The sequence below is a fragment of the Ruminococcus sp. AF17-22AC genome, from assembly GCF_003460065.1.
Taxonomy (GTDB): Bacteria; Bacillota; Clostridia; order Lachnospirales; family Lachnospiraceae; genus Blautia_A.
The window spans coordinates 1-15096 of sequence record NZ_QRXT01000005.1 but is presented as its reverse complement, the minus strand read 5'-3'; the positions used below and the strand labels follow the sequence as shown (position 1 = coordinate 15096).

General features: G+C 42.8%; 11 protein-coding genes. 10 read left to right on the top strand and 1 reads right to left on the bottom strand.

Annotation, left to right across the window (positions count from 1 at the left end; genetic code table 11):
• The first annotated feature begins 24 nt into the window (after nt 1-24).
• From DWW86_RS08760 to DWW86_RS08725, 8 genes are all read left to right on the top strand, one after another.
• Entirely contained in the window at nt 25-1353 is a 1329-nt protein-coding gene (locus DWW86_RS08760) for a threonine/serine exporter family protein (RefSeq protein WP_117942867.1), read from the top strand.
• Nucleotides 1354-1475: 122 nt separating this feature from the next.
• Complete coding sequence (locus DWW86_RS08755) at nt 1476-2489, top strand: HdeD family acid-resistance protein (RefSeq protein WP_117942866.1); 1014 nt, start codon at nt 1476-1478, stop codon at nt 2487-2489.
• Nucleotides 2490-2894: 405 nt separating this feature from the next.
• Nucleotides 2895-4163 carry an ABC transporter substrate-binding protein gene (locus DWW86_RS08750; protein WP_502696639.1) on the top strand — a complete coding sequence of 423 codons (1269 nt, stop codon included), beginning with the start codon at nt 2895-2897 and terminating at the stop codon, nt 4161-4163.
• A gap of 115 nt (nt 4164-4278) precedes the next feature.
• A complete protein-coding gene (locus DWW86_RS08745; protein WP_015542389.1) occupies nt 4279-5133 on the top strand; it encodes a carbohydrate ABC transporter permease in 855 nt (284 codons plus the stop codon).
• On the top strand, nt 5133-5969 hold the full coding sequence (locus tag DWW86_RS08740; RefSeq protein ID WP_117942865.1) for a carbohydrate ABC transporter permease: 837 nt from the start codon (nt 5133-5135) through the stop codon (nt 5967-5969). Before DWW86_RS08745 ends, DWW86_RS08740 begins: the two co-directional genes overlap by 1 nt.
• A gap of 103 nt (nt 5970-6072) precedes the next feature.
• On the top strand, nt 6073-7602 hold the full coding sequence (locus DWW86_RS08735) for a response regulator transcription factor (protein WP_117942864.1): 1530 nt from the start codon (nt 6073-6075) through the stop codon (nt 7600-7602).
• A complete protein-coding gene (locus tag DWW86_RS08730) occupies nt 7535-9307 on the top strand; it encodes a sensor histidine kinase (RefSeq protein ID WP_286187683.1) in 1773 nt (590 codons plus the stop codon). Before DWW86_RS08735 ends, DWW86_RS08730 begins: the two co-directional genes overlap by 68 nt.
• Entirely contained in the window at nt 9297-10973 is a 1677-nt protein-coding gene (locus DWW86_RS08725; protein ID WP_117942862.1) for an extracellular solute-binding protein, read from the top strand. The genes DWW86_RS08730 and DWW86_RS08725 overlap by 11 nt, the downstream gene beginning before the upstream one ends.
• Nucleotides 10974-10995: 22 nt before the next feature.
• On the opposite strand, the gene DWW86_RS08720 is transcribed toward DWW86_RS08725, so the two are convergent.
• Entirely contained in the window at nt 10996-13263 is a 2268-nt protein-coding gene (locus tag DWW86_RS08720) for a glycogen/starch/alpha-glucan phosphorylase (RefSeq protein ID WP_286187682.1), read from the bottom strand.
• Between the two features lie 164 nt (nt 13264-13427).
• On the opposite strand from DWW86_RS08720, the gene DWW86_RS08715 reads away from it, so the two are divergent.
• Both DWW86_RS08715 and DWW86_RS08710 read left to right on the top strand, forming a co-directional pair.
• On the top strand, nt 13428-14306 hold the full coding sequence (locus DWW86_RS08715) for an AraC family transcriptional regulator (RefSeq protein WP_286187681.1): 879 nt from the start codon (nt 13428-13430) through the stop codon (nt 14304-14306).
• A gap of 120 nt (nt 14307-14426) precedes the next feature.
• Nucleotides 14427-14888, top strand: coding sequence for a DUF4367 domain-containing protein (locus tag DWW86_RS08710; RefSeq protein WP_117942860.1), 462 nt, complete (start codon nt 14427-14429; stop codon nt 14886-14888).
• Nucleotides 14889-15096 lie beyond the last annotated feature (208 nt).

Sequence of the window (15096 nt, the reverse complement as noted above, 5' to 3'; positions counted from 1 at the left end):
AAAATCAGCAGGGATGTGGAAAATATGCGGCAGATGATCAGAAAAAACCACATGGATATTGCGTGGCATGAATATACGGACGAAAATGGAGGGAATATACCTGTTACGCAGGCAAGCCTGACAGAAAAGGCATCCATCATCGGGCGAGTCGGAATCATGCTTTTGTCCTGTGGTACAGGAGCGTGGCGTGTCAGAAGCTCTATGAATACACTTGCGGAAGTGATGAGAATTACCTGTACGGCAGATATTGGGCTGATGTCCATTGAGTATACCTGCTTTGACGGACAGGACGGATTTACACAGTCTCTGTGCCTGACAAATACAGGAGTCAACACTTCAAAGCTGAATCGTCTGGAAAATTTTATCCGTGAATTTGAAATTGATGGAAAAGACATGTCAGGAGAAGAATTGCATTCTCTTCTGGATGATATCGAAAGGATTCATGGGCTGTACTCTCCGATTGCCCTTGGATTTGCCGCTGCGCTTGCATGCTGCGGATTTACATTTCTCCTCGGCGGAGGACCGGTGGAAATGTTCTGTGCTTTTGTCGGTGCAGGCTTTGGAAACTTTCTTCGCTGCAAACTGACAAAGCATCACTTCACACTTTTCCTTTGCATTGTGTCATCCGTTTCACTGGCATGTCTGGTATATGCAGGATTTCTGAAAATCGGAGAAATGCTGTGGGGTATTTCCATTCAGCATGAGGCGGGGTATATCTGCGCGATGTTATTTATCATTCCGGGCTTTCCGTTTATTACCAGCGGAATTGACCTTGCAAAGCTTGATATGCGCTCTGGGATGGAACGTCTGATGTACGCGCTGATCATCATTCTGGTTGCAACTATGTCAGCGTGGATCATGGCTCTGATCCTGCACCTGAAACCGGTTGACTTTATCAAGGTGTCCATGCCGGTGGAAATGTGGATTCTGTTCCGCCTTATGGCAAGCTTTTGTGGCGTGTTTGGATTCTCCATCATGTTTAACAGTCCGGCGCGCCTTGCAACGATGGCAGCCCTGATCGGTGCAGTTGCAAATACACTTCGTCTCGAACTTGTGGATCTGGCAGGAATGCCACCGGCAGTGGCTGCGTTTATCGGCGCACTGACTGCGGGGATTTTTGCTTCTCTGATAAAAAACAAAGCAGGTTACCCGAGAATCTCCCTGACGGTTCCTTCTATTGTAATTATGGTTCCGGGACTTTATCTGTACCGTGGAATTTATAATCTGGGTATGATGTCACTTTCTGTTGCGGCATCGTGGTTTGCAGCAGCAATCCTGATCATCGCAGCACTGCCGCTCGGACTGATTTTTGCAAGGATACTGACCGACAAAACCTTCCGTTACTGTACCTGATAAAAGTCGAAGCCGTATGGGTAGAATTAGTGACATCCGGCACAGAATGTCCTATAGACGAACAGCCCAAAAGACGGTATACTGTTCCTTAGATATCCACTGGGCGAAAGGAGCGGAAACCAATGTGGGAAAAAATCAATAACTTTTTAAAAGGTCAGATCGTGACTTCTCTGATCTATATTGTTCTTGGCATATGTCTCGTATTTATGCCGGTTAATATGATCAATGTCATCTGTAAATTTGTGTTTGGAATCCTTTTGATTCTGGTCGGATTGTATCACATCCTGATCTATGTTGCCGAGAAATTAAATTCAACGATCTTCGATCTGTTTTCCGGCGGTATCCTGATGGTACTCGGAATTTTCCTGTTTATGAATCCACAGATCGTGGTCAAACTTCTCCCGATTTTACTCGGTACATTTATTCTGGTTGACAGCATCTGGACACTCAAGGGCAGCTTCAAACTCAAGAAACGTGGAGTCGATACATGGAGATTCCTTTTGTTTGGAAGCCTGATTTTTATTGCGCTTGGTATTTCACTTGTGGTCAATCCGTTTACGATGGTAAAATACACAGTAATTTTTGCAGGATGGATTTTCCTGTGCAACGGAATCATTGATCTGATCTATCTGGTTCTTCTGAAAAAAGGTCTCAAAGAGCTGAAACAGGATGTAGAAGCAGTAGACGCAGATGGAAAAATCCTGTCTGACGGAACAGACAGTGATGTGGATGGCATGAATGCGGAGGATTTTGTACAGGAAGAGAAAGACATTCAGCCTGAACCGGAGTACGCACCGTGGAGCTCCCGTAAGAAGAAAGACGCACCGGAGGAAATGCATGACTTCGCAGATGCTGCAGAGAACGCAGCATCAGAAGAAAGACATTTTGAAGAAGAGGAAGTTTCCCGGATGGAGGAATCACTCGATGCGGCACAGATAAATGAAGAAGATGTAACGTCAGATGAAACAGAGAATTTTTTCGCTGAGGCAGAGGAAGACATTCCGCCAGCTGGCAGAGGGGCTTATACCGTATCTCAGCCGACGATCACCGACGAAGACCTTTCCGATATGAAAGATGAGAGCCTTCTGGATGTGATTTCCCGCAAACGCAAAGACAGTAGGAAAGAAAATGAATAGTAGAAAATAAATAGAATCAAGTCATTTCGATGGAGCATGGTGACTTAGTGTTACGGTACTCGTACTAAGGTCATCAGAAAATTGCCTGAAGAGTGACTTGATTTTTTATATGTTGTAAATAGAACAACCAAAATTTTGCAATCGGATGACTCAGTAGGAACTATCTGGAATAAGAGCAAACCAATTTTGTCGAAAATGGATGACCTGGAGAAAAGTAAATCCTAATTCCATCAACCGACACCCCGAAAATGGTGACTTGATTAAAAAATTTTATATATCAAAATTGAAAAATGAACATAAATCTTGATTTTTTATCATGGTATAAAAAATCAACAAAAACTATAATAAAACCAGCTTAAGAAAGAACAAACCTTACAAGAAAAGGAGAGGACAATCACTATGAAAATGAAAAAAGTTACAGCAATGGGTATGGCAGCTTTAATGGCAGCAACAATGATTCCGTCAGTACCGGTTATGGCAGACGGTGGCGGAAAGGTTTATTATCTGAACTTCAAACCGGAAGCAGATGAAGCATGGCAGAACCTGGCAAAAGCTTACACAGAAGAAACAGGAACAGAAGTAACTGTTGTAACTGCAGCATCAGGACAGTATGAGACAACACTTCAGTCTGAAATGGCTAAAAGCGATGCACCGACACTGTTCCAGGTAAACGGACCGGTTGGACTTAAGAGCTGGAAAGATTACTGCTATGATCTGAAAGATGCAGAAATCACAAAAGGTCTTACATCTGATACATACGAACTGAAAGACGGAGATGCAGTAGATGGTATCGCATACGTAATCGAATCCTATGGTCTTATTACAAACAAGACTTTACTTGAAAAAGCAGGCTATTCACTGGACGACATCAAGAGCTATGATGATCTGAAGAAAGTAGCTGATGACATTCAGGCAAGAAAAGACGAACTCGGAGTAAAAGGTGCTTTCACATCAGCAGGTATGGACGGCTCCTCTGACTGGAGATTCAAAACACATCTTGCAAACCTTCCGATCTACTATGAATACAAAGAAGACGGAATCGATGATACAGAGGCAATCAAAGGAACATATCTTGACAACTACAAGAACCTGTTTGACCTGTACATCACAGATTCTACCTGTGACGGAGCTGAACTTTCTGCAAAGACAGCAGATGACTCCAGAAACGAATTTGTAAACGGCGAAGCAGTATTCTATCAGAATGGTACATGGGAATATGCAGAACTGTCCAAAACATACGGTGATGATGAAATGGCAATGATCCCGATCTACTTTGGTGTAGATGATGAGAACGAGGGACTTGCAACAGGTACAGAGAACTACTGGTGCGTAAACAAGAATGCATCTGAAGAAGACATTCAGGCAACTCTGGATTTCATGAACTGGTGTGTAACCTCTGAAACAGGAACAAAATCCATGGCAGATGATATGGGATTCACACTTCCTTTCAAAACAGCACAGGAGTCTACAAACGTATTTGTAAAAGAGGATGCTGAGTACACAGAAGCAGGTCTTACACCTGTATCATGGAACTTCACAACAATGCCGTCTGAAGAGTGGAAAAACGGTCTTGGAACAGCTCTTACCGCATATGCAGCAGGCACTGGTTCCTGGGATGATGTTGTAAGTGCATTCGTTGACGGATGGGCTACAGAAAAAGCTCTTTCTGAATAATTTGATTTTGAAAATAGCATGTAATTAGCAGGAGGAGGCAGAATTTCTTGCCTCCTTCTGTCAGTCATAAAACCGTAATAATTATTTTTGCGGAACAGGGAAGAGGAGATTCATCATGGTAGGAAGAACAATCAAAAAGTGGTGGCCGATTTTTGTACTGCCAACCTTTGCGGCATTCGTAATTGGTTTTCTTTGGCCTTTCATCTGGGGCATTTATCTTTCATTCTGTAAGTTTACCACTGTACAGGATGTGACATTTGTAGGATTTTCGAACTATTCCAAGATTTTACTGGATAATACTTTCAGCCATTCCTTCTGGCTGACGGTTGTATTTGCATTCGTATCCAGTATTCTGATCAACGTACTGGCATTCTTTATTGCACTGGCACTGACAAAAGGATACAAAGGAACAAATGCTTTCCGTACAGTATTCTTTATGCCGAACCTGATTGGTGGTATCGTACTTGGATACATCTGGCAGACTCTGTTAAATGGTCTTCTGTCCAAATGGGGACAGCCGCTGCTTTCACTTTCCGCGAGAAACGGATTTATCGGTATGCTGATTCTTCTGATGTGGCAGCAGATCGGATATATGATGATCATTTACATTGCCGGTCTGAACAACGTATCTCCGGATTTGGTCGAAGCTGCTCAGATCGACGGCGCGACAAGCAGACAGATCTTATTTAAGATCAAACTTCCGATGATCATGCCGTCTGTTACAATCTGTACATTCCTGACACTGACAAATGGATTCAAGATGTTCGACCAGAACCTCTCACTGACCGGCGGTGATCCGGGAAAACAGTCCCAGTTACTGGCACTCAATATTTACGATACATTCTATGCAAGAAGCGGACCACAGTGGAAGGGTATCGGCCAGGCAAAAGCCGTTGTATTCTTTATTCTCGTTGTAGTGATCGCGCTGATCCAGCTTCGGGCTACATCATCTAAGGAGGTTCAGCAGTAATGGAAAATAAGAAGAAAAGTCCTGTTGCGACAATTATACTGACAATTATCTGCATCCTCTGGATGTATCCGATCGTACTGATTCTGATCAACTCACTGAAAAAAGAGACGGCAATTACAACCGCAGGTGTATTCGGCCTTCCAACAAGTGAAACCTGGAACGGCATTGCAAACTTTGTGGCAAGTGTTACACAGATGGATTTTCTCAAATCTTTCTGGTACAGTCTTGTGATCTCAGTCATGTCCGTTGTTCTGATCATGCTGTGCTGCTCTATGGCGGCTTGGTATATTGTTCGTGTAAACGGAGCATTATCCAAGGTTTTCTATTACCTCTGTGTATTCAGTATGGTAGTACCGTTCCAGATGGTTATGTTTACACTGGCAAAAACAGCAGATACCTTACATCTCAACAATCCGTACAACATCTGCATCATCTATCTTGGATTTGGTGCAGGCTTGGCAGTATTTATGTTTACCGGATTTGTAAAAGGTATTCCGCTTGAAATAGAAGAGGCAGCTCTGATCGATGGATGTAGTCCATTGCAGGTTTATTTCAAAGTGTTGATTCCGATTTTGAAGCCAACCATTATTTCTACAGCAATTCTTGAACTGATGTGGGTATGGAACGATTACCTCCTGCCGACACTGGTTCTGGATATTAAGAAATACCGTACCATTCCAATGGCAGTTCAGTACTTCAGAGGAAGTTACGGACATGTACAGATGGGACCGATGATGGCAAGTATCATGATTGATATCATTCCGATCATCATCGTGTACCTTGTATGCCAGAAATATATCATTGAAGGTGTTGTAGCCGGTGCCGTAAAAGGCTGATACAGACTATAAAAAAGACCTTTATAAAAAGTCTCCGGGAAGATATTCTTTCCTGAGGCTTCGTGCTATAATTATAAAAAACTTCAAAAACAGGAGTATGGAAATGACAAACGTTCTGATTGTAGACGATGAAAAAATTGAAAGAGAAGGTCTCAAATACCTTTTGTCCAGAGAAGAAGGGGAACGAAAAGTATTTGAAGCTTCGAATGGCAAACAGGCACTGCAGATTATCCGTACAGAGGATATTCAGCTTATTCTGACTGATATCAAGATGCCGCATATGGATGGACTGGAGTTATCGAGACGTGCCAAAGAAGAAAATTCGGCATTACAGATCGTGATCTTCAGCGGCTACAGTGATTTCAGTTTTGCGCAGGAAGCAATCCGCTACGGAGTGACAGAATATATTCTGAAGCCGGTTAATCCAGATGATTTCCACAAAGTGATCCAGAAGGCCGAGAAAGAGATTGACCGCCGGAAGAAAAAAGAAAGCCAGGAGATTAAGGGGAAAAATTTCCTGCAGCAGTATTTTCTCCAGAACTATCTTTATTCCGGAAAGACAGAAACACTGGAAAAAGCAAAGGATATGATCGACCTTGACAAATGGAACGGCTGGCATTGCGGAATCCTGATCGAGTCTGATGTGGCTTTTTTTGATACGGCAGAAGAAAACCTCGAGAATGAAATTCAGAAAGAACTGCGGAGGGTCTATTTTTATCTGAACCTGAATGCGAGACAGTCACTGCTTCTGTTTCAGGATGTTTACTGTGATTATCAGCTTGTTGCAAATCATCTTTATAACTATATGAAGCGAAAGTACAGGGACAGTTTTTATCTGGCAGTCAGCAGGAAGTTTGAGGGCTGTGAATGTCTGCCGGAGATTTTGGAACAGCTGGAACAGCAGATGGAAGAAAAATTCTATCATCCGGAAAAACATGTTTTTTCAAATGAGGATGATGTATTGAAATTATCTGTGGGCGAGGTGCAGGATTCGCAGATCATGCAGATGATCTCAGAGGATATCACACGTAAAGATACAGAGCAGTTGCGCAGACATTTCGAATGCCTCAAAGAAAAATATCACGATAATACACAGTATTCTGCAATGTATATCAAATTTGTATTTTCCAATGTCATTCAGGAACTTTTTCAGGAAAACCAGTTTTCAGGAGAGCACCGCCTGGAACAGGAAGTAGAAAGACTGTACAAGTGCAAAAATATTATGGAAATCCTTGCAGTGACCGAAGATAACATCAAAGAGTACGAGGCTTTTCTGGAACGTTCTATGAGCACATCAAGGAATGAAGTGGCAACAGTCAAGAACTATATCTATCAGCATTATGAAGAAGATCTGAATCTGGAAATGCTGGCTGAGAAAGTTTATCTGTCGTCCGGATACCTGAGCTTTATTTTTAAGAAAGAGACAGGCATGAATCTGAACCGATACATTCGTGTGTTCCGCATGGAAAAAGCAAAAGAGCTTCTTTGCAGTACCAATATGAAGGTGGCTCAGATCAGCGAACGCGTAGGATTTGCAAATGTTTCTTATTTCTGCAGGAGTTTTCGTGAATATTACGGAAGCAGTCCGGAGTCATACAGGAAAGGAACCGGAGAGGATGAACAGACTTCGTAAGATATTCAAAAATATGAAATACCGCCACAAGCTGACGATTCTTCTTGTCGTGACGAGCCTGGTGCCGATGACGGTGCTTGCACTGTACAGTCACAGCCGTCAGAGTACGATGGTACGAAGTAGTGAACTGGAAGATATGCAGTCAATTATGGAGCAGACCAAAGAGAGTATCGACAGCCAGACCGCAGTATATGCGAGTCTTCTGAACTATCTGACGTACTCGCCGGATATTGAAGAGATCATTAAAGAAAAAAATATCGATAATTATACTGCTTACGAGAAGTATACGGAGATTGCAGATCCGCTTTTGTCCGTACCGAAATCTTATCACGATGCGATCAACCGGATTCAGCTTTTTGCCGACAGTATTCAGGTCGAACATGAATATACACTTGTTCCACTTGACGAAATGCAGGAAGAGTGGTGGAGTGAAGGGCTGAAAGATGATGTACGGATTCAGTGGAAAGTAGATCGGACGAGGGGAGAAGTTGTAGCTGTACGTATGATCTATGCCCAGCAGAAGTTGAATGCGGTTCTCTGTATTTCGTTGGATTATGATAAGATATTTCAGCCGCTGACGAATATTCTGACCGATGAAAATGGTGGAATTGTAGCGGATCAAGATGGCAATGTGCTGTATAACAAAACCGGCTTGAAAGAACTTAAGTTGTCCGACGATAACAAAAAGGATACTTCGCAGACTGCTGACAAACTGCTCAGTAAAATCAGTCAGACATGTACCTGGACGCAAACCGAAAGTGAGGAAAATGACTGGGTATTTTACTTTTACAAAAGTCAGGATGCGATCTCGGGGTCTGTACGGAGAATTCTTCTTGAGGAGATTCCGCTGATTATTGCCTGTGGTTTTATTATTTTGTTTCTGGGACTTTCTTTTTCAAGAATTTTTACACGAAAGATTGAAGAACTTACAAAAAATATGGATCAGGTCAATCATGGAAGCCGCGAAGTTACGGTAAGCAGCGATTCTGAAGATGAAGTTGGTATCCTGATTAATAGTTTCCACAATATGATGGATGAGATCAACCGTTTGATTGATGAAGTGTATGTAAATAAGATTGCGCTCAAAGAATATGAGCTGAAAGCACTACAGGCGCAGATTAATCCACATTTCCTGTATAATACACTTTCGATGATGAACTGGATGGCAATCCGCAGCAATCAGATGGAAATCAGCAAGGTGACACTTGCCTTGTCGACATTTTACCGTACGGCACTCAGCAAAGGCGAGGACGTAGTTACGGTTGAGAATTGTATTCAGAATATGCAGGCATATCTTGAAATCCAGCTAACTATGCACGATAACAATTTTACAGTGGACTGGGATATTGATCCGACAATCAAAAATGAAAAAATGCCGAAACTGCTCCTGCAGCCGGTTGTTGAAAATGCGATTGAGCATGGCATTGATGAAAAAGAAGACGGAGACAAAAAAATCTTCCTGTCTTTCCGGGGGAATGGTGATGATGTAGTAATCACAGTCCGGGATAATGGAATGGGAATGCCGCAGGAAAAAGCAGAGACGCTTGTAACTTATCAGGCAAAAGGCTATGGACTTAAAAACGTCAATGACCGCATCCGGATTTTATATGGAGAAAATTATGGAATAAGGATTTTAAGTGCACCGGATGAGGGGACGACAGTTGTGATGAGATTTCCGAAGGAGGGCAGGAAAGATGAAGTATAAAAAAATAACAGCACTGATACTTTCCTGCGCTTTTGCATTGAGTGGATGTGGTGGTGCAGGCCGGCAGGACAAAGAGCAGACACAGGAAACGCAGAGTGCAGATGCTGCCGGGGACACAGAAGCATGGCAAAAAGCAGAAGAGAGTCCATATGCAGCATATCCTGAACTGGTGAGCTATACACTTGGTCAGATGAGCGGGGTAAACAATTCAAACCTCCCGGATGGAGACACCTACGAAGATAATGTCTATACGAGATATCTTCGGAAGATGTTGAATATCCAGAACGACAACGCATATATGGAACGGGAAGACCGTTATGATGAGTTTATCAATATTCTGGTAAAAGACCAGACACTGCCGGATGTACTTGTTGTTTCTGACAGAGAGACACTTAAAGAACTGGTAGAAAATGATCTTGTAGAAGACCTGTCGGATGTCTATGAAAGCTGTACAACGACAAGAATCAAGGAGATGTTCGAGAGTTATGGCAGTGACCTTCTGGATGCGGGGAAGTTCAACGGAAAGCTGATGGCAATCCCGGAAACTGTGATCGATCATGGTCCGAGACTTCTATGGCTTCGAAAAGACTGGATGGATGAACTTGGGCTTGACGAACCGAAGACGCTGGACGATGCCTTTGAAATTATCGAAGCATTTGTGGAAAACGGGATGGGAGCAGAAGAGGGTGAAGATCCGGTGGGGCTGGTATGCGACACAAATCTTGTCGGAAGTACCAGCTCCAGTTATTCGGTAGAGCCGGTGTTTGACAGGTATCATGCGAGCCCGCAACGCTGGGTAAATCAAAATGGTGAGATTGTATATGGTTCCGTGACACAGCAGACCAAAAATGCATTGAGCTATCTTCATGAGTTATATGAAAGAGGTGTCATTGATCAAAATTTTGCACTGCGTGCCCAGAACAATCTGCGTGATCTTGTGGTAAGTGGAAAATGTGGAGCATTTTTCGGACTATGGTGGACACCGAATAATCCGTTAATGGATGTATATGAAAAAGATAAAAATGCAGACTGGGAACCATACTATCTGCAGCAGCCGGAACATGATAATGTGTATGCTTCTTTTCGTGATAATAAATATGTGGTTGTGCGTAAGGGGTATGAGCATCCGGAAATTGTGATGAAAATCATCAGTGTATTGTTTGATTATACAAGATATGAAGCAGAAGATGCAGATGACGTCAATGAATATTCTGCGTTGAATGTAGAGCCGACAGCGAGACCACTGGTCATCAATGTCGATTATAAAGAAGCAACATTTCAGATTACAAAGGATATACGTGCGGTTCAGAATGGTACAGACAAAAAAGAAAGTTTATGGGGCTTAGAAAAATCTTACTATATCGCATGTGAGAATTATCTTCACGGCAAATCATCGACTCCGGAAGACTGGGCTGCCTACAAATCAAGAATTTCCGCAGTGGGACTCCTTATAGATGGCGGCTATCAGTCACAGGAGCAGAAGTATCTGGATGATACAGATGGTGAGTTGCCGAAATCTCTGCAGCAGCTTGAAAAAGATTCGTTCATCCAGATTATTATGGGCGTGAAGCCGGTTTCTTATTTTGATACGTTTGTAAAAGAATGGTATGAGCAGGGTGGTGAGGAGCTGACGGAACAGATCCGTCGCTCCAACCCCGGTGAGTGATTTTCTGAATGTATCGGGTTACTTATTTTCCCAGATGCCAGATATCCTGATCGTATTCGGCAATCGTTCTGTCTGATGAGAAGAATCCTGCTTCTGCAATATTGATCAGTGTTCTGCGGCTCCAGTCTTCCGGGTTGACTGCATAGTCTTTCATCGCCTGTTCTTTGCGAACCACATAAGCGTTGAAATCCGGAAGAGTCTGGAACCAGTCTTTATTGATCAATTCATGCTGAAGTCGTTTCAGATGTTCTTCATCGCCATATTTCAACATTTCCTCACTTGTGAGGAAGTCGATAGCACGGCGCAGATTCGGATCAGCTTCATACCAGTCACGGGCACAGTAATCGGCAGCAGCATAATGGTGGATGACCTGTTTACTGCTCTGGCCGAAGATGTAGATGTTGTCATTTCCGACTGCTTCTGCGATTTCGACATTGGCGCCATCCATAGTTCCGAGTGTCAGTGCGCCATTCAGCATAAATTTCATATTTCCGGTTCCGGATGCCTCCTTGGAAGCAAGACTGATCTGCTCGGAAAGGTCGCATGCCGGAATCATTTTTTCTGCGGCAGATACATTATAGTTTTCCACAAATGCAAGCTGAAGCCATCTGGAAACTTGCGGATCTTCGCTGATTACCTGAGACAGAGTCAGAAGACCGTGGATGATATCTTTTGCAATGATATAAGCAGGTGCTGCTTTGGCACCGAAAATGCTGACAAGTGGGGTGGCAGGCACATGACCGGCTTTGATCTCCAGATATTCGTGAATCAGGAATAAAAGATTCAGCTGCTGGCGTTTGTATTCGTGAAGTCGTTTGGATTGGATAGAAAACATTGCATCTGTGTTCAGCTGGAGTCCCTGTTTGTCAGCGAGCCATGCTGCAAGCTGTTTTTTATTATCTTTTTTGATTGTGCGGATTTTGGACAGTACCTCGGTATCATCGGTATAAGCAAGGAGTTTTTTGAGCTCAGAGGCATCTTTTTTGAATCCGTCTCCGATCAGGTTTTCAATTTCACTGGTTAATGCAGGGTTGCATTTTAAAAGCCAGCGTCGGAAAGTGATACCGTTTGTTTTGTTGTTGAATTTTTCAGGATACATCTGATAAAATCCGGCGAGTTCACTTTCTTTCAGAATCTGAGTGTGCAGTGTGGCAACACCATTTGTGGAATGGGAAAAATGAATATCCATATGTGCCATGTGTACAACCTGATTCTGGTCGATGATAGCAAGTGCGGCATTATCAGTACGTGTTTTTGCAATTGCATCCAGCTTTTCGATAATCGGCATAAGCTGCGGTACAACGGTGTCAAGATAATGACGCGGCCATTTTTCAAGTGCTTCTGCCAGAATTGTGTGGTTTGTATACGCGCAGGTGTCAGTAACAATCTGAACAGCTTCTTCAAATTCGATTCCATGCAGTCCGAGAAGACGGATGAGTTCCGGAATTACCATGCTCGGATGAGTATCGTTGATCTGGATTGCCGCATAATCTGCGAGGTCGTGCAGGTTACAGCCTCGGGTCATGCATTCATCAAGAATCAGCTGTGCACCGGCAGAAACCATAAAGTACTGCTGATAGATGCGGAGCAGACGACCATCTTCATCGGAATCATCCGGATAAAGAAACAGTGTCAGGTTTTTGGCAATATCTTTTTTGTCAAAAGAGATACCGTCACCGATCACAGACTCATCGACAGTATCGAGATCAAAGAGATTTAAGGTATTGGTGCGCCCTTCGTATCCTGTCACCGGAAGTTTATAAAGTCTTGCGGAATATGTTTTTCCGGCAAGAGAAACAGGGAAGACTGTATCGGTCGCTTTGGCAGCACACTGATCAGTCAGCCAGAAATCAGGTGTTTCATTCTGGACATTGTTTTTGAAATTCTGATGGAACAGTCCGCAGTGATAACGAAGGCCGACACCGTCGCCGGGAAGGTTTAAGGTTGCAAGGCTGTCCAGGAAGCAGGCAGCAAGACGACCGAGTCCGCCGTTTCCGAGACTTGGTTCCGGTTCCTGTTCTTCAATATCAGCAAGAGATTTACCTGCTTCGGCAAGTGTATCACGCACATCGTCATAAAGACCGAGATTGATCAGATTGTTGGACAGTAGTTTGCCAATCAGAAATTCAGCAGAAATATAATACAGTTTTCTTCCGGTGACAGGTTTGACCTGCTGTTGGCTCTTTTCATGCACAAGCTTCAAAAGGGCAGTATAAAGTTCGGCATCTGTAGCCGTAGAGATTTCTTTTTGACAAAGATCAGTAAGAGTTGCTTTCATGGATTTACTCATAAGAGTCGCTCCTTTCTTTATATAAAAAGTTGAAATTGTTCTAACTTCAGAAGTTATTATGATTATAGCATATGTCGTTCGTCATTTCTTGTAAAAAGCTTGCAGGAAATGATACTATCCTATCATTTGGACTTGAAAAATCGGTTACAGGAGGTACCGGACACATGAGAGAAAAACAAAACAGCGCAGAGTATCAGGAAACGAAACAACATGGAAGTCGCCTGTTTCCATTTAATATATATCCATGTACGATCCCGCTAGATTTTCCGGTTGTTTCACTTCACTGGCATAAAGAGATGGAATTGATCTACGTAAAAAAAGGAAAAGGGCAGATTCAACTCGAAACTGAGAATTATGAGGGGAATCCCGGTGATATTTTTGTGGTGACTCCGGGTACGCTGCATTCCATTCACAGAATAAAAGGATATGCCATGGAGTACGAAAATATTATCTTTGAGATGGATTTTCTCGGAGAAGGTGCAGCAGATCTCTGTGCAGGAGAGTTTTTAGTGCCGCTTGCATCGGGCCGCCTGCTTCCTCCTGCATGTATTCGGAAGGGGGAGGAGCACTATGAAGCACTCAAAAGGTGTCTTGTCCAGATGGAAGAGTTATGTGAAAAAAAGGAGAAAGGCTATGAACTGGGAGTAAAAGCTGCCGTACTTCAGATGATTTTCCTGCTGATCAGAAAATATCCTTCTATAGAAGAAATTTCCTCTCCTGATCGGGAACGGCTGAAAGAAGTGCTTCAGGAGATTGGTGAGAAGATCAATCAGAGTCTGAATGTTTCGGATATGGCAAAATTTTGCGGATTGAGTGAGAGTCATTTCATGCGCTGGTTCAAAAAAATGACGGGGGATAGTTTTGCTTCTTATATAAATGATCGTCGGCTTGCAAATGCGGCAGAAGCATTGCGCCGAACCGATGATAAAATATTGTCTGTTTCACAGGATGTTGGTTTTGCAAATTTGTCAAATTTTAACCGACAGTTTAAGAAACGATATGGAATCACACCAAAAGAATACCGAAAAGTTTCGAAATTTTGAAAAAAATTATGGCAATGGTGTGTACAGCAGCAATGATCAGCGGAGCATCAGCTCCTGTATGGGCCTGATGATACAGAGACTGCGGCAGAAGCAGCAGAAGTTACCGAGTATACTTATGATATGCTGGAAAAAGAGGCATATGAAGGTACCTGGCTTTCTTTTGAACCTGGATTCGATCTTTATGTTCCGTCAGACTGGGAAGTTCTTGAAGTTTCTGAAGAAGATCAAAAAGAACATGGACTGATGTTCCAGGCAAAAGCACCGGATGACAGTGGCGACAATATGGTAGTGACAGCTACCGATATCGGTAAAGACTACGATACAGACAAGATGAAAGCGGAACTTGAAACAGAAGAAAGATATACAGATATCGAAAAAGTAATCATCAACGGAATCGAGGCAGTTGTGTTTAATACCGACGTTACATATGGCCTTGCTTTCCTGGATGACAATGGAATTATGTATAATGTACAGATGGGTGAGATTTCTGATGAGAATGCAGAAATTGCACAGAATCTGTTTATTTCACTCAGAGTGACAGAAACAACAGATGATGTAGCAGCAGAAGAAACGGCAGAATAAGATTTTACATTTCTGAATTAATATATGATTAATAAAGGTGCCATGGATCCGAAAAGGTCTATGGTACCTTTTGTTGATACATGTCGATGTTTTTGTAAAAAACTTCAAAAAGGTGTTGACAGCCCGGTTAGAAAGTGTTATTCTAAATAAGCTGTCACGAAGAATTGTTTCTTCTGAACAAACAATTTGAAAAGTTTTGAAAAAAGCG